Genomic DNA, 17,181 nt, shown 5'->3' on the forward strand with positions numbered 1-17,181 from the left:
GGGTCCGGTCGGTCCGGTCACATGGCCACGGTCTCCGGTCGCGTCCGCGCCGCGGGAGGTGCGAGCCGGCCCGTGCGGTGCAGTCCGTACAGGGCGGCGGCGCACAGCAGACCGAGGGTGAGGAGGGCCAGCCACGGCAGGGCGGACATCCCGGCGTCGCGTGCGGCGTCGAGCGCCGCGCCGGTGAGCAGGTTCCCGACGGTGATGCCGATCCCGCAGATGGTGTTGTACAGGCCGTAGTGCGTGGCGACCATGCGCCCCTCGGCGAGCCGGACGATCGTGTCCATCTCGAACGGGTAGGCGATCATGGTGCCCAGGGCCAGCAACAGGGCCGCCAGCGCGGGTGGTAGCGCGGCCAGCAGCCAGAGCCCGGCGCCCCCGTCCGGTACGGGTACGGCCGTGGCCGCCAGCAGCGGTACGAAGGCCAGGCCCATCGTCAGCAGCCCCCAGACGAGCGCGCGGCCCGGCTCGGTGCGGGCCTTGCACCAGGCGGTGATCTTCGTCTGGAAGAGGATCGTGCTCAGGCCCGAGACGGCGAACAGCCCGGCCACCGCCGCCGCGGCGAACCGCCCTTCGCCGCCCAGGCGCCGCACCTCCAGCGGAAGCGCCAGGTAGACCTGGAAGGACATGACGTACGAGCCGATCATGGCCACCGAGAAGAGCAGGAAGGGCCGGTTGGCCAGCATGCCGCGCCACTGGGCGAGCACCCCCTCGGCCGGGCCGTCCGCCCGCTCCCTCGTGTCCTCGCCGCGCCGGGCGGGCAGGGCGCGGATCTGGACGAGGCCCAGGACGGCGAAGATGCCCGCCGCCACCAGGCAGGTGACGCGGAAGTCGACCCCGGTGAGCACCATGCCGACCAGCGGCCCGAGGAGGATGCCGGCCTGGTAGAAGACGTTGAACAGGGCGAAGGCCTCGACGCGCCGTTCGCCCGCGTCGTGGGCCAGGTAGGCGCGGGTGGCGGGGTTGAAGAGCGCTCCGGCCAGGCCGGTGGCGGCCGAGGCGGCCAGCAGAGCCGGTGCGGAGTCGACGAGTCCGAGGGTGGCGAAGCCGACGACCCGCAACCCCAACCCGGCAATGATCATCGGCTTGTAGCCGAGACGGTCGGCGAGGGTGCCGCCGATCAGGAACATGCCCTGCTGGCTGAAGTTGCGGACGCCGAGGATCAGCCCGACGAGCCAGCCCGCCAGCCCGAGCGGGCCCGCGAGGTGGGCGGCGAGGTAGGGCATCAACATGTAGAAGCCCAGGTTGATGGTGAACTGGTTCACCGTCAGCAGCTGCACGCTGCGCTCGTACGTGCGGACCTGCGCGAGCGTGCCCTTCACGCGCTCCCGCCTTCCGCGCCGTCGCTCCCGCCTTCCACACCTTCCGCGCCGTGGGTCCCGTCGGACGGCGGTGTGCGGCCGGCGAGCGTGAGCGGGTCGACGACACGGGTGCAGCGGGTCCAGTGGGTCACCTCCTTCTCGTCCAGGCGGCCGATGACCTCGGGTTCGGGCGCGGGCGGTGAGCCGAGGAGGCCGTGGGCCGCGCAGTAGTCGTCGTCGTAGACGGTGCCGAGGTAGCGCTGCGGGCCGTCGGGGAAGACCGCCGCGATCCGCGTGTCCCCCGGCAGGGTCCGGGCCGCCCAGCCCGCCACCAGCGCGACGGCGCCGACGCTCCAGCCCCCGGTGGCGTAGTGGGAGGAGGCCAGTTGGCGGCAGGTCCACACCGCCTCGGCCGGGGCCACCCAGTGCACCTCGTCGAAGTTCTCGTAGGCGACGTTGCGCGGGTAGATGCTCGAACCGAGGCCGCGCATCAGCCGGGGCCGGGCGGGCTGTCCGAAGATCGTGGAGCCGACGGTGTCCACGCCCACCAGGGTCAGCTCCGGATAGAGCTGGCGCAGGACGCGCGAGATGCCGGCGGAGTGGCCGCCGGTGCCCACGCTGCACACCAGGACGTCGATGTGCCCCAGCTCCGTGGCCAGTTCGAGGGCGAGCGGGGTGTAGGCCGAGGTGTTGTCGGGGTTGTTGTACTGGTCCGGGCACCACGAATCCGGGTGCTGCTCCATCAGGTGGACCACCCGCTCGCGGCGGGCCTGCTGCCAGCCACCCGTCGGGTGCGGCTCCGAGACGACGTTGACCTGAGCCCCGTACGCGGTCAGCAGCCGGGTCATCGACCCCTCCAGGCCGGGGTCGGTGACCAGGGTGACCGGATGGCCGTACACCATGCCGGCCAGCGCCAGCCCGAGCCCCAGGGTGCCGCTGGTGGACTCGATGATCCGGGCCCCGGGCTTCAGGTCACCACGGGCACGGGCCCGCTCCACCATGTGCAGACCCGGGCGGTCCTTGATCCCGCCGGGGTTGAAGCCTTCCAGCTTCGCCCAGAAGCCCCGTCCCGCGGGGGCGAGCGGTTCCGATACGTGGAGGAGCGGAGTGTTGCCGACCAGCCCGGACAGGGCGGATCGCGCGGGGGGAGTCACGTCGGTCGTTGAGGAATGCATGAGTTCGCTCTCGGTCGATGGTGCGCGTCATGGACTCGCTCGTCGTGTCGCATGCGTACGCCGCCGTTGGGCGCTGGGCGCGGGCGCTGGGCGCGGGGACGGGCATGCCGCAGCCGATGCGCACGGCTGCTGCGTGGCGAGTGGTTTGGGGTGTGCGTTGCCGATCAGGCGGAGCAGATCGGGAACGAGCCATCCCCTAGATGCGCCACCGACAGATGGTGGTCAGGGTGGAGCGGCCGGTCGGGGGCGGGTGCGGTCCGCAGGCGTGCCGGGCGGAGGGGGACGGCGCGAGGGCCGGGGGCCGGCCGGCCAAGGACAGCAGCAACAGCCCCGGGGCGCCCGCCGTGGGCTGAGAGGTGTTCTGCGTCTGCGGGGTGAGGCCGGGGGAGACGCAGGTGGCGTGGTGTTGATCGTGCTGGGGGTGGCGGTCCTCGCCGGCCCCGGCCGGCGCCATGCGCACCGTGTTCCCGGCGGTGGTCGGTGCCGCCGAGGCGTATCCGGGCCGATGCCCGTGGCTGATTCCCTGTCCCTGTCCGTGTCCGAGGCCGTGGCCGTCATCGGCGGGATGGAAGGAACAGTGGACCGTCGCGAGCAACAGGAGGCCCAGCAGGCCCGCGAGCAGCCGGCCGGGCCGGGTGACCGCCCGGTGGGCACGGCGTACGAGGGAGGGGCCGGTGCGGCGGCCTGCGAGGGGGTGACGGGGCACAGTTCCTCCGTGCGGCAGTCGCCTCCCCCGTGGGCACGGGGAGCGGCTGGACAGGCGGCGGGCGTGGAAACTGGACGATTCCGAACATAGCGGCCACGGGGCCGCATACGCGTGAGCGCAGCCGTCAGCCGGTCGCGCGCGCCGCCGCTATACCCGGAGCACGCTCGACGTCCCCGGATGCCGGGGGAGGGGAGGGTCGTCGTCTCCCGGGGTACGAGGGGGAGTCACGCCCGGACACCCGGCAGGGGCGCGCCGCGCCTCGACCGGCGGGGCGGGAGCAGGCGCCTCCGGCGCCACCGTCTGCCGCGGGCCCCCCAGCGCGCACTCGTGCACGGGGTGGGCCGGCTCCGGATGACCGGGGGCCACCAGCGCTGGCGCGGAGCCGGAGTTGGGCACGGCGACCGAGGTGGAGGCGTGGCGGGCCACATGGCCCGAGGCAGGGTCCTCAAGGGGCGCGCCGAAAGCGCAGAGGAAGCCGAGGAGGAGGACGCTCAGCCCGAGCAGCCCTGCGAGACCCGCGCGTGAGCGGGCCCCTTCAGCGCGTAAGTGCGGTCGGGCTGTCATCACGGGTGATCTTAAGCGCTGGCCCGCCGGGCGGGGCTACGAGATCTGGACAGTCGTCCCCGGACCGGGGAAGTGGCCTAAGCCCGCCGCCCTCCCGCTCACGTCTCCTCGCCGGCGACGAGGAGCTCGCCCACCGCCTCCTTGAGCGCGGCGCGCGCCGGTGCGGGCGTGTCCCGGTCGGTCACGTACCAGTCGGCCTGATCGAGCGTCGCGAAACCGCTGAGCCCGACCATCCCCCACTTGGTGTGGTCCGCCACGACGGCGATCCGCCGTGCCGAGGCCACCAGGGCCCGGTTGGTCTGGGCCTCCATCAGATTGGGCGTGGTCAGACCGGCCGTCTCCGACACGCCGTGCGCGCCCAGGACCAGGAGGTCCACGTGGAGGGAGCCGATCACCAGGTCGGCGAGCGGGCCGGCCAGCGCGGCCGAGGGGGTGGGGGAGCCGCCGGTGAGCAGCAGGGTCGGGGCCCCGGCGGCCGGATCGAGCCCGGCGGCCCGCACCAGGTCCGCCACGGGCAAAGAGTTGGTGACGATCGTGAGCCGCGGGACGCCGAGGAGCCGGGCGGCGACCGCGTGCGCGGTCGTGCCGCCCGAGATCGCGACCACGCTGCCCGGTTCCACCAAGGTGGCGGCCGTGTCCGCGATGGCGGCCTTGGCCTCGCCCTCCAGATCGGACTTGGCCTCGAATCCGGGCTCGTGCCCGCTCGGCCCGTCCGCGGCGGCGACGGCCCCGCCGTAGACCTTCTCGACGGCGCCGCGCCGCGCGAGGGCGTCCAGGTCCCGTCGGATGGTCATGTCCGATACGCCGAGCTGACCGACCAGGTCCGCCACCCGTACCGCGCCGTCGCGCCGGACGGCGGCGAGGATGAACGCGCGTCGCTGGTGGGCCAGTTGGGTAGCCTGCTCGGCCAAGGGGCGACTCCCGGGTAAGCGGCCAATCCGGCCATAAAGCCCCAACGTAGCACGGTGACGGTGAGCGGCTCTGGGGAGTTGCGGGTCTGTGGCGGTTGATTCATGGGGGGATCTGTTTATTCTTGGGGGTGAAGAAGACCCTCGCCACACTCGCGGACGGCCGCGAACTGATCTACTTCGACACCGACAAGAGCGCCGTGCGCGAGGCGCCCGACCTCCGCCCGCCGGACCGTGTGCACAGCCACCCGGAACTGCGGCGCGACGAGGCCACCGGTGACTGGATCACGATCGCCTCCCACCGGCAGGACCGCACCTACCACCCGCCGGCCGGCGCCTGCCCCCTGTGCCCCTCCCGGGACGGCCGGCTCAGTGAGATCCCCGCCGCCGACTACGAAGTGGCCGTCTTCGAGAACCGCTTCCCCTCCCTCGCCGGCGAGGCCGGGCGCTGCGAGGTCGTGTGCTTCACCCCAGAGCACGAGGCCCGGTTCGCCGATCTCACCCCGGCCGCCGCCCGCCTCGTCCTGGACGCGTGGACCGACCGCACCGCGGAGCTCTCCGCCCTCCCGGGCGTGGAGCAGGTGTACTGCTTCGAGAACCGCGGGGCCGAGATCGGGGTGACGCTCGCCCACCCCCACGGCCAGATCTACGCCTTCCCCTTCGCCACCCCGCGCACCGTCAAGATGGCCTCCGCCGCGGCCGCCCACCGGGCCGCCACCGGCCGCAACCTCTTCGAGGACCTGCTGGAGCGCGCCCGCGCCGCCGGCGAACGGGTGGTGACGGCCGGGGAGCACTGGACCGCCTTCGTGCCCTACGCCGCCCGCTGGCCGTACGAGGTGCACCTCTACCCGCACCGCCGCGTCCCCGACCTGACCGCGCTCACCGAGGCGGAACGCGCCGAGTTCCCCGGTATCTACCTGGACCTCCTGCGCCGCTTCGACCGGCTCTTCCCCGTACCGGGGGAGCCGGACCGGACGGCCCCCGCGCCGTACGTCTCGGCCTGGCACCAGGCGCCCCGTACGGGTGGCGACGAACTCGCCCTGCACCTGGAGCTGTTCACCATCCGCCGCACCCCCGACAAGCTCAAGTTCCTCGCCGGCACGGAGTCCGGAGCGGAAGCCTTCATCAACGACGTGGCCCCCGAGGCGGCCGCCCGCCGGCTGCGGGAGGTCCAGGCGTGAGCCCGTCGGCGCAGGGGGACGACGACCGCCGGGCCGAGCGGGTCGCGGACGACTTCCACCGGATCTACGGAAGCCCCCCGGACGGCGTGTGGGCAGCCCCGGGCCGCGTCAACCTGATCGGTGAACACACTGACTACAACGACGGGTTCGCCCTCCCGATCGCCCTCCCGCAGACCACCCTGGTCGCCGCCCGCGCCCGTGACGACGGCAGGCTGCGGCTGCACAGCGCCCAGGGCGACGGCCGGATCACCGAACTGCCCGTGGCCGCGCTGGCCCCCGGCGCGACGACCGGCTGGGCGCGCTATCCGGCCGGCGTGGTGTGGGCGCTCGCCGAGGCGGGACACCCGGTGGGGAGCGCGGACCTGCACTTCGACAGCACGGTGCCCACCGGGGCGGGCCTGTCCTCCTCCGCGGCGCTGGAGTGCGCGGTCGCCGTCGCCTACGACGAGCTGTACGGGCTGCGCCTGCCCGGGCCCGCACTGGCCCGGATCGCCCAGCGCGCGGAGAACGCCTTCGCGGGCGTCCCCTGCGGGATCATGGACCAGATGGCCTCGGTCTGCTGCACCGCCGAGGCCGCCCTCCACCTCGACGCCCGCAGCCCGCAGCACCACCGGCAGGTGCCCTTCGACCTGCGGGGCCAGGGCCTGGGGCTCCTGGTGATCGACACCCGGGTCTCTCACGACCTGGGCGACGGGGCGTACGCCGCCCTGCGCGCGGGCTGTGAACAGGCCGCCGCGCTCCTCGGCCTGCCCGCGCTGCGCGACCTGCCCGCAGGGGAGCTCTCGCAGGCCCTGCGGAAACTTCCGGAGGCCCTCGCCCCCCTGGTCCGCCACGTGGTGACCGAGAACGCCCGGGTCGAGGAAGCCGTCTCCCGGCTGCGGGCGGGCGACGCCGCGGCGCTCGGCCCGATCCTCACCGCCGGCCACGCCTCGCTGCGCGACGACTACCGCATCTCCTGCCCGGAGACCGACCTCGCCGTGAGTGCCGCGCTGGGCGCCGGGGCGCTCGGCGCCCGGATGACCGGAGGCGGCTTCGGAGGGTCGGTCATCGCCCTGCTGGAGGCCGGGCGGGAGAGCGAGGTGGGCGCGTCCGTCACGGCCGCCTTCGACGCCGCCGGGCACCGGCCCCCGCGCCTGTTCGCCGTCGCCCCAGCCGCGGGCGCCCGGCGGATGCACCCCCGTACTCCCGTCCCCGCACGCTCTGCTCCCTTCCCTCGGAGGACCCAGTGAGACGATGTTTACGGCCCGCGCTGCTCGCCGGAGCGCTGCTCCTCGGAGCGTGGGCAGGCCCCACGGGTCCGGCGTCCGCGGCGACAGCCGGGTCCGCCGCGACACCGGCGTCCGCCCCGGGTTCCGCGGTCGCTCTGGCCGACGCGTGGACCCCTCCCCTCAGCACCCGCGGCCGGTACGTCGTCGACGCGTCCGGCAACCGCTTCAAGCTCAAGTCCGCCAACTGGCAGGGCGCACAGGGATCGTGGAACGGCTCCGGGGACATCAACGACCCGGCGAACCACCACGACGGCGAGAAGGCCGATCAGATGCCGCTCGGCCTGGACCGGGCACCGGTCGGCGTGATCCTCGCCGGTTTCCACGAGCTGGGCATCAACAGCATCCGCCTGCCGTTCTCGAACGAGATGCTGCACGACCAGCGCCCCGTATCGGACGCCTCGGTCGCCGCCAACCCGCACCTGCGCGGCAAGACCCCGCTCCAGGTCTTCGACGCCGTCGTCGCCGCCACCACGGCCGAGGGCTTCGCGGTGATCCTCAACAACCACACCAACACCTCGCGCTTCTGCTGCGGACTCGACGGCAACGAGCGCTGGAACACCAGCCAGTCCACCGCGCAGTGGGAGAGCGACTGGATCGGCCTCGCCCGCCGCTACAAGGACAACAAGCGCGTGGTCGGCGCCGACCTCTACAACGAGGTCCGCCGCACCGTCACCGACGACGCGAACTGGAACTGGGGCAACGACCACGACTGGTGGACCGCCTCGCAGCGCCTGGGCGACCGGCTCCTCACCGAGGCCAACCCCGACCTCCTGGTGATCGTCGAAGGCATCAACTGGCAGGGCATACCCCTGGACGGCTTCGCCCACGGCCGCCCCACGCTGGAGCCCGCGCGCACCCTGTCGCACACCCTCGTCGCCTCCGACAAGCTGGTGTACTCGGCGCACTTCTACGGATACACGGGCCCGAACCACACCGGCGCGACCGGGCTCGGCGAGACCCACGACCCGCGCTACCAGGACCTGTCCCGCCAGGACCTGTTCGCCACCCTGGACCGCCAGGCGCTGTTCGTCACCGGCGAGAGCGGCCGCCACTTCACCGCGCCGGTGTGGATCAGCGAATTCGGCATCGGCAGTGACGAGACCAACCCGCAGGCCCGCGCGTGGTTCGGCAACTTCGTCGACTACCTGATCGACCGTGACGCGGACTTCGCCTACTGGCCCCTGGTCGGATGGACCGGACACGGCAGCTGGTCCATCCTCAACTTCGACGCACAGGGTCGCCGTTCCGGCATCCTGGACGGTCCCGACTGGCGTGCGGCTCACTGGTCCCGGCTTGCATCGGCCCCCCACCAGAGCGGCCCCGTCGCCGCCTCGGACACGTGGGACATGCTCAACCTCGACCACGCCGACGCGGTCCAGTCGCTGCGTGTGCGCGCACACGGGGACTGGGACCCGGGGGCCCGCAAGGCGGTGTGCCCCGACGGTCAGCGCCTCATCGGACTGTCCCACCGGGACGGACGCGGTCTGTGCACCGACGCCGCGGCCCGCGGGCCGGTGGCTCCCGACGTGCGGGACACCGTGGTGCGCGACGAGCGGTACGTCCAAGGCGACTGGGCCGGCGGCTACACCAAGTACCAGTGCGGCCCGGGCCAGTTCATGACCGGGTACAGCGTGCGGGGCCAGGAGGTGTCGGCGGTGCTGTGCGGCGACACGGGCCGGACCCTGGGCACGAGCGGCCGCACCGTCTGGTTCGACCGCGGGGACAACCGGCCGGCGGGAGCGCCGGGCGGCGAGTTCGCCGCCGGCAACTACAAGGGCCAGTGCGGCCCCGGCGAATACGCGGCCGGTGTGGCCTTCACCGGCGCCTGGGCCAAGGGCAAGACCCCGGACGCCCTCCTCTGCCGCACCCTCTGAGAACCGATCCCGGACCGGGGGCCGGGCGCCCGGCGCGGGGGCCTTGCGGGCCACCGCGGCCCCGGCCCCCGGCCGGGAGGCGATCTACGGGGTCGGGCTGGCGTCGTCGGGCCAGCCGTAACCGGTCCGCGGTGGATCCGGTACGGCGCCCACCGCGGCCAGGTCCCGGTCGGCGGCGCGCATCAGCTGACCGGCCAGGTCGCGCATGGCCCTGCTGGCCGCCAGCTCGTCACCGATCGCGGGGACCTCCACGTCCTGCGGATTGCAGCGCGCCGTGCCGCGGCCCACCATCGTCGTCTTCCCGTTCTCCAGGACGGCCCGGGCCTTGGTCGTGCCGTCCTCCTCGGTCAGGTACACCCCGACCTTCCACTCCTCGGCGTGTGTCATGACCCGCCTCCTCGCGCTCCGGTCCCCTGGTACCAGTAGTTCCAGAATCCCTCGCTCCGCCGCCCGGAGCGAGGTCTGCACGCGAGCGAGGTCTGCACGCGAGGGATGCGCGGGGATACGTCCGCGCCCCGCGGGTAGGGGCGGGGCATGCCCATGCTCGTCGGAACCTCCGGGTGGCAGTACGAGGACTGGCGCGGCGGGCTGTATCCGACCGGCCTGCCGCAGCGGCTGTGGCTGGAGGAGTACGCCCGGCGATTCGCCACCGTCGAGAACAACAACGCCTTCTACCGGCTCCCGGCCAAGGAGGTCTTCGAGTCCTGGCGGCAGCGGACCCCCGAGGGCTTCGTCATGGCGGTCAAGGCCAGCCGCTACCTCACCCACATGAAGCGCCTGCGCGACCCCGCCGAACCGGTGCACCGGCTCCTGGAGCGCACCGAGGGGCTCGGTGACCGGATGGGGCCCGTCCTGCTCCAGCTGCCGCCCCAGTTCCGCGAGGACGTCGGCGCGCTGGACGCCTGCCTGAGGTGTTTCCCGGCCACCGTCCGGGTGGCCGTCGAACTGCGGCACGGCTCGTGGTGGGAGGCCGAGCGCGAGCTGCGGGCGGTGCTCGAACGCCACGGCAGCGCGCTGTGCTGGGCCGACCGGGGATCACGCCCGGTGACCCCGCTGTGGCGCACCGCGTCCTGGGGCTACGTGCGCTTCCACGCCGGGACCGCCGCGCCCCCGCCCCGCTACGGCCGGCAGGCCCTGGCGTCCTGGGCCGCACGGGTCGCCGACGCCTGGACGGACGCGGACGACGTGTACGCGTACTTCAACAACGACCCCGGAGGCGCGGCCGTCCTGGACGCGGCACGCTTCGCCCGCGCCGCGGCGGCGCTGGGCCGCACGGTGAGCCGTACGCCGCCGTCCCTGGCGCGCTGAGGGTCAGACCATGGCCAGCTGCGGGATCAGGTGCAGCGCGTTGTCGCGGTAGACGCCCGGCAGTTGGTCCGGGGTGAAGGCGGGGTCCGCGTCGAGGGTGGGGAGCGCCAGGTCCAGGACGGTGTCGGCCGGGGCCGCGGGCCAGTCGGTGCCGAAGAGGATGTGATCGGCGGGCACATGGGCGAGGAGGGTCGCCGCGGGCGCCATGGGCCCGGCCGTGTCGTAGTAGAAGCGCCGCAGGTGGTCGCGTACGGCCGCGGGGTCGACGGGCGGGTCGCAGAACCGTCCGAGCGCCTCGATGCGCGTCGCGATGTACGGCAGGAACCCGCCGGCGTGCGGAAGGATCACCGAGAGGTTCGGGAAGCGGTCCAGCGTCCTCTTGCTGATCATGTTCACGGCGGCCCGGGTGGTGTCCAGGAGGAAGTCGCACATGAAGTTCGGGATGCCCGGGACGGTGGCCGCGCCGGGCGGGCAGCCCGGCAGGTTGTGCGGATGGGTGTCCACCACGGCGCCGCAGTCGTCCAGTTCGTGGAAGACGCGGTCGTAGGCGGGATCCCCGAGGTAGACGCCGCCGTAGTTGGCCGTCACGTTGACCCCGACCGCCCCGAACTGGCCGAGGCCCCTGCGGACGGCCCAGGACGACGCGTCGGGGTCGTCCAGGAAGAGCGGCACGTAGAACGAGAACCGTCCGGGATGCGAACTCGCCACGTCCAGCATCGACAGCAGCGTGATGTTGATCGCCTCACGCAGCTGCGCGGACGAGTGGTAGCGCGCCGGCAGCATGGGCTTGAGGACGGCCGTCGCGATGCCCGCGCGGTCCATGAAGCCGATCGAGGCCTCGGCGTCGAACCGGGCCCACGGGGGCAGCTGCTCCGGCTTGATCAGTCCGTGGCGCTCGGCCCACTCGCGCCACTCGGGTGCGCAGAAGTGATGGTGCATGTCGATCTTCGACGGGACGGCGTGCGCGACGGAGAGCCGTTCGCCCTGGCCCGCCTCGGAGACCGGCCCGACCGGTCCGACCGGTCCGACCGGTCCGACCGGTCCGACCGGTCCGTCCGACGGGCCGCCGCGGAGGTGTAGCTCGGAGGTGCTCGCTGAGTCGTGCATGGGGTCCGCCGTTCGTTCGTTCCTCGTCCGCCCGTCGGGACCGGATCACTTTCCGGAGATCGGAGAGGCCGCCACCGCGGCCAGGGGCGCCGACGTACCGGACCGGGAGGGCTCCAGCACGATCCGAAGCTGCTGGAGGCCCCGGAACGCGGGCATGGGGCCCTTGAGCCACGCGCTCTTGCTCTCCTGCGTGTCGTACAGCGCCATGTCGGGGAAGCGTCGCAGCAGGGCGCCCAGCGCGACGTCGAGTTCCAGCCGCGCGAGCGGCGCGCCCAGGCAGTAGTGCGTGCCGAACCCGAAGCCGAGGTGCGACCCCTGGAGCCCCTCGCGCGTCACGTCCAGGTCGTCGGGGCGGTCGAACTTCTCGGGATCCCGGTTCGCCGAGGAAAGGGCGATCTGTACGAGGGACCCCTTGGGGATGAGCGTCCCGCGGATCTCGGCGTCCTCGGCGGCGTACCGGAACGTCGACGACTCCACCGACCCCTCGAAGCGCACGTTCTCCTCGACCGCCTGCGGGATCAGCAGCGGGTCCTCGCGGAGCCTGTCCATCAGTTCCGGACGCAGCAGCAGATTGAGGACGGAGTTGCCGATCTGGAACGCGGTGGTCTTGTGCCCTGCGAAGAAGATGACCCACAGGGACGACAGGAGCTCCGTGTCGTCCAGCCCCTCCTCGGCCCGGACGAGGTCGCTCAGGAAGCAGTCGGACGGGTGCTCGCGCGTGGACGCGATCAGCCGGGCGAACCGGTTGCGCAGCCACTCCTCGGCCGCCTCCAGCTCGGCCCTCAGCCGGGGATCGAACCGCGACCGCGCCACGACCGCGAACTGCCGCGTGATCTCGGCCCGGTCGCCCTCGGGTACGCCGATCAGTTCGCAGAGCACCGCGATGGGCAGGGGGAACGCGAACGACGACATCAGGTCGACCGGGTCGCCGCCCCTGCACCCGTCGAGGAGGCCCTCGGCGATCTCGGTGATCCGCGGCCTCATCTTCTCCACCCGGCCCGGTGTGAAGGCGCTGCGCAGACTGCGCCGCAGCCGGGTGTGCCGCGGCGGGTCGGAGAACAGCACGTTGTCGTCCAGCGCGTCGAAGACGCTGCCGTACACCGCGTGGTAGGTGTCCAGGGCCCCGTGCATGTCCTTGCTGAAGCGCGGGTCCGCCAGGGCGTCACGGGCGTCGTCGTACCGGGTGATCAGGTAGGTGTCGATCCCGTGCGGGGGCTTCAGCAGGCAGACCGGCGCCCGCTCGCGCAGAGCGGCGTAGTAGGCATGGGGGCACGCCCGGTAGTCCGGCGCCCCGGCGGACACGGCCGCCACGATCTCGTCAAGGGTTCCGCCACCCGCGGGCGGCGACGTCTCGTCAGCCATGCTCCCTGCCCTCCGTGACACTCGCTCTCGCTCTGTGCGCGACAGAGCGCTTCCCTGCCGGGGCCGGCCGCGAAACGGCGGGCGTCTCGTTGGAGTGGTGCCGCTCCGCGGGGGGACGGGGCGCTCGCTCCCGCCCGGCCGCGGCGGTGCGTCGATCGGCGGTCAGCCGATCGGCGGTCAGCCGTCCGGTCCGGTGGTGTGGCGAGCCCGGAGTTCCGGGGACATGGAGCTCGTCCAGCCAGCCCGCCCCAAGGAGTCCGCGCATGCTCCGAAGCCTCGCCCTGGCGCTCACCACAGCGGCCTCGCTCGCCGTGGCGCCCCTCGCCGCTCCCGCCGCCGTCTCCCCGCCGGCCGACACGGGCCCCGGCAGAGCCGCCGCCGACCGCGCCCTCGCGTACCGGGCGACCGTCGCCTACCAGCGGCACGAGAACGCCGTGCGCGCCGGTTACGTGCCGGACAAGTACTGCGTCGCCAACCGCACGGGACCGGGGGCGCTCGGCTACCCGCACTTCAACCACGCCCACGACAACTCCCTCGACCCGGCCGTGCCCGCGGCGCTGTACTACGAGGACGACCCGAGCGGCGGCAAACGCCTCGTCGGTGTCGAGTGGCTGGTCTACGACCGGGACCAGAACCCGGCGACGGACGACGACCGCCCCACGATGTTCGGCGTCCCCTTCACGGGCCCGCTGCGCGGCCACTTCCCCGGCCAGCCGGTCCACTACGCCCTGCACCTGTGGCTGTGGAAACACAACCCTCTGGGGGCGTTCGCGACCTACAACCCGAAGGTGACCTGCCTGCCCGGTACCACCCGTCCCGCGCCCGGTGGTTGAGTGGAGCCCCGGGATCGCGCCACGGCTCTTCCGGGTGTCCCGGAGGTCCCGGCCATCCCGGAGGTCTTCGCGGTCGCGAGCACGCCGCGGACCGCCGTGGCGTGGCTCCCTCCGGCCGAGCTGTGGCCGGCCATCCAGGCCATCCGCGAGGAGCACGATCCGCAGATCCGGCGGTGGCCACCCCATGTGAACCTGCTCTTCGGCTTCGTCCCGGAGCCGGACTTCGAGGCGGCCGCCCCGCTGCTGGCGGCCGCGGCGGCCGAGTGCGCGCCGTTCGGCGTCCGGCTCAGCGGGGTGCACAGCTTCCGGCACCGCCACTACGCGACCGTGTGGCTGGATCCCGCCGCCCTCGGCCCGGCCCCCTGGGACGGGCTCCGGCGCGCGCTGGTGGAGCGCTTCCCCCTCTGCCGGGGCCGCTCCGCCCGCTTCACGCCCCACCTCTCCCTCGGGCGGACCCGCGATCCGCACCGCCTGGCCGCGGAGTGCGCCGTACGGCTGGGCAGTGCGCGGGCTCAGGTCGACCGGCTCGTCGTACTCGCGCGCCGTGGCGAGGAGCCGATGACCCCCCGCGTCACGGTCGCCCTCGGCACGGGCGAGGTGCGCTGGGAGCCCGAGGGTGGCGCCGCCCCCGCGCTCCCCTGACCCGTCGCATCCACCCCTTAAGCCCGCGGCCCCTCACCGGAGCTGGCGGCGGACCAGTTCGTGGAACAGGCCGCCCGTGTCGGCGAGCAGGTCGGCGGGCGGGCCCTGTTGGACGATCCGCCCGTCCGCCATGGCGATGACACGGTCGGCGCCCATGATCGTGGACAGCCGGTGGGCGATCACGATGCGGGTCGCGCGCAGCGCACGCGTGGACTCGATGACCACCCGCTGGGCCTCGTTGTCCAGCGCGCTGGTGGCCTCGTCGAAGAACAGGATGCGGGGCCGGCGGATGAGGGCCTGGGCGATCATCAGCCGCTGGCGCTGGCCGCCCGAGATGGTGCCCCCGCCGTCGGTCAGCATGGTGTGCATGCCCATGGGCATGGCCTTGATGTCCTCGGCCAGGCCCGCCATCGCGGCGGCCTCCCATGCCTCCTCCGGCGAGTAGGCCTCGGCGCCGCGGATGCAGTCGAGGATCGAGCCGGTGAAGGGCTGCGCGTTCTGCAGGACGACGCCGCACTGTCGTCGCACGGCCCCCTGGTCGAGCGCCGCCAGGTCCTGGCCGTCGTACAGCACACTGCCCGCCGACGGCTTGTCGAAGCCGATGAGCAGCCGTAGCAGCGTCGACTTCCCGCAGCCGCTGGCCCCGACGATCGCGACGAACTCCCCTTGGCGCACGCGGAAGTCGATGCCGTCGAGCACCAACGGGCCGCCCTCGGTGTAGCGGTAGGACAGCTGCCGGGCCTCGACGGCCCCGCCCAGCACACCGGGGGCAACAGCGGCGGGGCTCCCCTCGGGCGCCGCCCTCAGGATCGGTGCGACCTCCTCGAACACGGGCAGCACGGCCGCCGCCGACAGGAGCGCGCCGGTCACCTGCGTGACCGAGGACAGCAGCAGCGTCACCGCCGTGCTGAAGGTCAGGAACTCACCCGCGGACATGGTGCCGCGGGCCGGTCCGGCCAGCAGCATGAACATCACCAGGGTGCACAGCGGCAGCCAGACCGCGTTGAGCACGGTGATGACGTTCTGGATGCGGCCCGCGCGCTGCTGCAGCTCGCGCGTCCGGGCGAACTCCCGCGCCCAGGCCGCGTAGGCGAAGCTCTCGGCCGCGGCGACGCGCAGCTTGGGCAGCCCGCGCAGGGTCTGGTAGGCCTGGTTGTCGAGACGGTTGTTGATCTTGACCAGCCGGCGCTGGTAGCGCAGCTGCCACAGTCCCAGCCCCAGGAAGGCCGCCGCGATGACCAGCAGCATCGCGACCGCGGCCAGCGCCAGCGGCACGCTGTAGAAGAGCAGCAGCGCCAGGTTCATCGTGCCGACCGTGCCCGCCTGGACGCAGACCGCGCCGATACCGGACAGCATGCGGCGTACGGAACTGATGCCCATGGCGGCACCGGCCAGTTCGCCCGTCGAGCGGCCCGCGAAGAACGTCGTGGGCAGCCTCAGCAGCCGGTCCCACACCGCGGGTTGCAGCGTGGCCTCGATACGGCCCTCCATGCGCAGGATGGAGACGTTCTGGACGAGCATGAAGGCGGCGCTGACCACGCTGGTCGCGATGAGCGCGACCGCGGTCTGCACGATCAGCCCGGTCTCGGCCTCGGGGACGTACTGTCCGAGCACCTTGCCGGTGGCCACGGGCACCAGCGCACCCAGGACCACCGCCACGAGCCCGCCGAGGACCAGGCCGCGCAGCTCCCTGCGGGTGCCGCGCACGCTGAAGCGCAGCAGCGACAGCAGGCCCGTCCTCCCCGGGGGCAAGGGGCGGTAGAACATGACGGCGCGCGGTTCGAAGGCGGCGGCGGAGCACGCGCCGGACGCGGCGACGCGCTGGCGCCGGCCGGTCGCGGGGTCGACCGCCACGTAGCCGCCGCGCCGCCAGAGCAGGGCGACCGGCGCCCCGTCCTTCACGCGCCTGCCCACCAGGGGACCGCTGTCCTCCCGCCACCAGCGCCCGCCGAGTCCCACGACGCGGGTGCGGATCCCCGACGCGAGCGCGATGCGCTCGACCGGGTCCGTCCGCTCGGAGCCGGCCCCGGACTCGGCCGGTGCGGACAGCGTGATGTGCCCCTCGGCGGCGACCAGGCGGCACACGGCCAGGGTCGCGTCGACGCTCGCGTGACGGCGGGGGGCCCGGCCCGAGCGGTCGATCGAGGCCAGGAGCGTACGGTCCGCCTCGGTGCGGGCGGCCCGGCCGGCCGCGATACCCGCCGCCGTACGGGCCTCGTGGGCGCGCTCGCGCTGCTCGATCCAGCGGTCCAGGGCGGAGCGCAGCCGGTACTGCTGGTCGACCATGCCCTGCCACAGCGCGGGGTCGACGAGCAGGGTGCCGGCCGCCTGCGCCTCGTAGGCGGCGCCGTGCAGCACGCTGCCCGGCGTGATCCGCATCCACTCGATGTCGTCGTCGGCCCCGCCGTCCCCGGGCCCGGTCGGTCCGTCCGGCCCGGCCGGTCCGTCCATCGGGGCTTCGTACAGCACCCGCAGCCCGCGGCCGATCCCGCGCGCGAAGGCGGCCTCCAGGGGGCTCAGGTACCCCTGGGCCGCGTACGACTGCGACTCGTACCACTGCGCCTCGTATGACTGGGCCGCGTACCACTGCCCCTCGTACCACTGCCCTTCCTGCCACTGCCCTTCCTGCCCCTGCACCGCCTGCCCCTGGTACGCCAGCTCCCGCAGCTCGATGCGGCGCAGCACGCACTCCCGCGAGGGCCGGGCCACCATCGTGTGCGCGGGTCCCTCGGCCGGGCCCAGCAGCAGCGCGCCCGCCTCCAGCCGGCCCAGGAAGTGCCAGGGCCCCAGCTGCGCGGCGTCGACGGCGAACAGGTCCAGGCCGCCCCGCACGACGAGCCACAGTACGGACGGCCCCTCCAGGTTCAGGCTGCGCAGGCCCGTGCAGTCCACCGGCGAGCCCAGCGCGCCCAGAGCCGCGACGACGGGGTCCGCGTTCGTCTCGGTGCCCAC

Annotated in this window: 14 protein-coding genes; 6 read left to right on the forward strand and 8 right to left on the reverse strand. The window is 73.5% G+C overall.

Annotated elements, in window-relative coordinates; translation table 11 throughout:
* Positions 1-17: 17 nt before the first annotated feature.
* From ACF059_RS12390 to ACF059_RS12405, 4 genes are all read right to left on the reverse strand, one after another.
* A complete protein-coding gene (locus ACF059_RS12390; RefSeq protein WP_392055130.1) occupies positions 18-1,322 on the reverse strand; it encodes an MFS transporter in 1,305 nt (434 codons plus the stop codon).
* Positions 1,319-2,476: a PLP-dependent cysteine synthase family protein gene (locus ACF059_RS12395; protein WP_392055133.1), complete on the reverse strand. Its 1,158-nt coding sequence runs from the start codon at positions 2,474-2,476 to the stop codon at positions 1,319-1,321. Before ACF059_RS12395 ends, ACF059_RS12390 begins: the two co-directional genes overlap by 4 nt.
* A 196-nt stretch (positions 2,477-2,672) precedes the next feature.
* Complete coding sequence (locus ACF059_RS12400) at positions 2,673-3,182, reverse strand: hypothetical protein (protein WP_392055136.1); 510 nt, start codon at positions 3,180-3,182, stop codon at positions 2,673-2,675.
* Positions 3,183-3,844: 662 nt separating this feature from the next.
* On the reverse strand, positions 3,845-4,657 hold the full coding sequence (locus ACF059_RS12405) for a DeoR/GlpR family DNA-binding transcription regulator (protein ID WP_392055138.1): 813 nt from the start codon (positions 4,655-4,657) through the stop codon (positions 3,845-3,847).
* 128 nt (positions 4,658-4,785) lie between these two features.
* Here ACF059_RS12405 and galT point away from each other — a divergent pair, with 128 nt between their 5' ends.
* Genes galT through ACF059_RS12420 form a run of 3 tightly spaced genes read left to right on the forward strand, consistent with a single transcriptional unit; the run spans position 4,786 to position 8,977 of the window.
* On the forward strand, positions 4,786-5,835 hold the full coding sequence (gene galT / locus ACF059_RS12410; protein ID WP_392055141.1) for a galactose-1-phosphate uridylyltransferase: 1,050 nt from the start codon (positions 4,786-4,788) through the stop codon (positions 5,833-5,835).
* Positions 5,832-7,064 (forward strand): galactokinase, encoded by a 1,233-nt coding sequence (galK, locus tag ACF059_RS12415; protein ID WP_392055144.1) that lies wholly within the window; start codon positions 5,832-5,834, stop codon positions 7,062-7,064. The genes galT and galK overlap by 4 nt, the downstream gene beginning before the upstream one ends.
* Positions 7,061-8,977, forward strand: coding sequence for a glycoside hydrolase family 5 protein (locus ACF059_RS12420; RefSeq protein WP_392055147.1), 1,917 nt, complete (start codon positions 7,061-7,063; stop codon positions 8,975-8,977). Before galK ends, ACF059_RS12420 begins: the two co-directional genes overlap by 4 nt.
* 84 nt (positions 8,978-9,061) lie before the next feature.
* Here ACF059_RS12420 and ACF059_RS12425 read toward each other — a convergent pair whose 3' ends face one another.
* Positions 9,062-9,364: a DUF1876 domain-containing protein gene (locus ACF059_RS12425; protein WP_392055150.1), complete on the reverse strand. Its 303-nt coding sequence runs from the start codon at positions 9,362-9,364 to the stop codon at positions 9,062-9,064.
* A 147-nt stretch (positions 9,365-9,511) separates the two neighbouring features.
* Here ACF059_RS12425 and ACF059_RS12430 point away from each other — a divergent pair, with 147 nt between their 5' ends.
* Complete coding sequence (locus tag ACF059_RS12430) at positions 9,512-10,285, forward strand: DUF72 domain-containing protein (protein ID WP_392055153.1); 774 nt, start codon at positions 9,512-9,514, stop codon at positions 10,283-10,285.
* A gap of 3 nt (positions 10,286-10,288) precedes the next feature.
* On the opposite strand, the gene ACF059_RS12435 is transcribed toward ACF059_RS12430, so the two are convergent.
* Complete coding sequence (locus tag ACF059_RS12435; RefSeq protein WP_392055156.1) at positions 10,289-11,392, reverse strand: amidohydrolase family protein; 1,104 nt, start codon at positions 11,390-11,392, stop codon at positions 10,289-10,291.
* 45 nt (positions 11,393-11,437) lie between these two features.
* A complete protein-coding gene (locus ACF059_RS12440) occupies positions 11,438-12,754 on the reverse strand; it encodes a cytochrome P450 (RefSeq protein ID WP_392055158.1) in 1,317 nt (438 codons plus the stop codon).
* Positions 12,755-13,017: 263 nt separating this feature from the next.
* On the opposite strand from ACF059_RS12440, the gene ACF059_RS12445 reads away from it, so the two are divergent.
* On the forward strand, positions 13,018-13,587 hold the full coding sequence (locus tag ACF059_RS12445) for a hypothetical protein (RefSeq protein WP_392055161.1): 570 nt from the start codon (positions 13,018-13,020) through the stop codon (positions 13,585-13,587).
* Positions 13,588-14,229, forward strand: coding sequence for a 2'-5' RNA ligase family protein (locus ACF059_RS12450; protein ID WP_392055164.1), 642 nt, complete (start codon positions 13,588-13,590; stop codon positions 14,227-14,229).
* Positions 14,230-14,262: 33 nt separating this feature from the next.
* On the opposite strand, the gene ACF059_RS12455 is transcribed toward ACF059_RS12450, so the two are convergent.
* Complete coding sequence (locus tag ACF059_RS12455) at positions 14,263-17,181, reverse strand: NHLP bacteriocin export ABC transporter permease/ATPase subunit (protein ID WP_392055168.1); 2,919 nt, start codon at positions 17,179-17,181, stop codon at positions 14,263-14,265.

This window comes from Streptomyces sp. NPDC016562 (assembly GCF_043076955.1).
Lineage (GTDB): Bacteria > Actinomycetota > Actinomycetes > Streptomycetales > Streptomycetaceae > Streptomyces.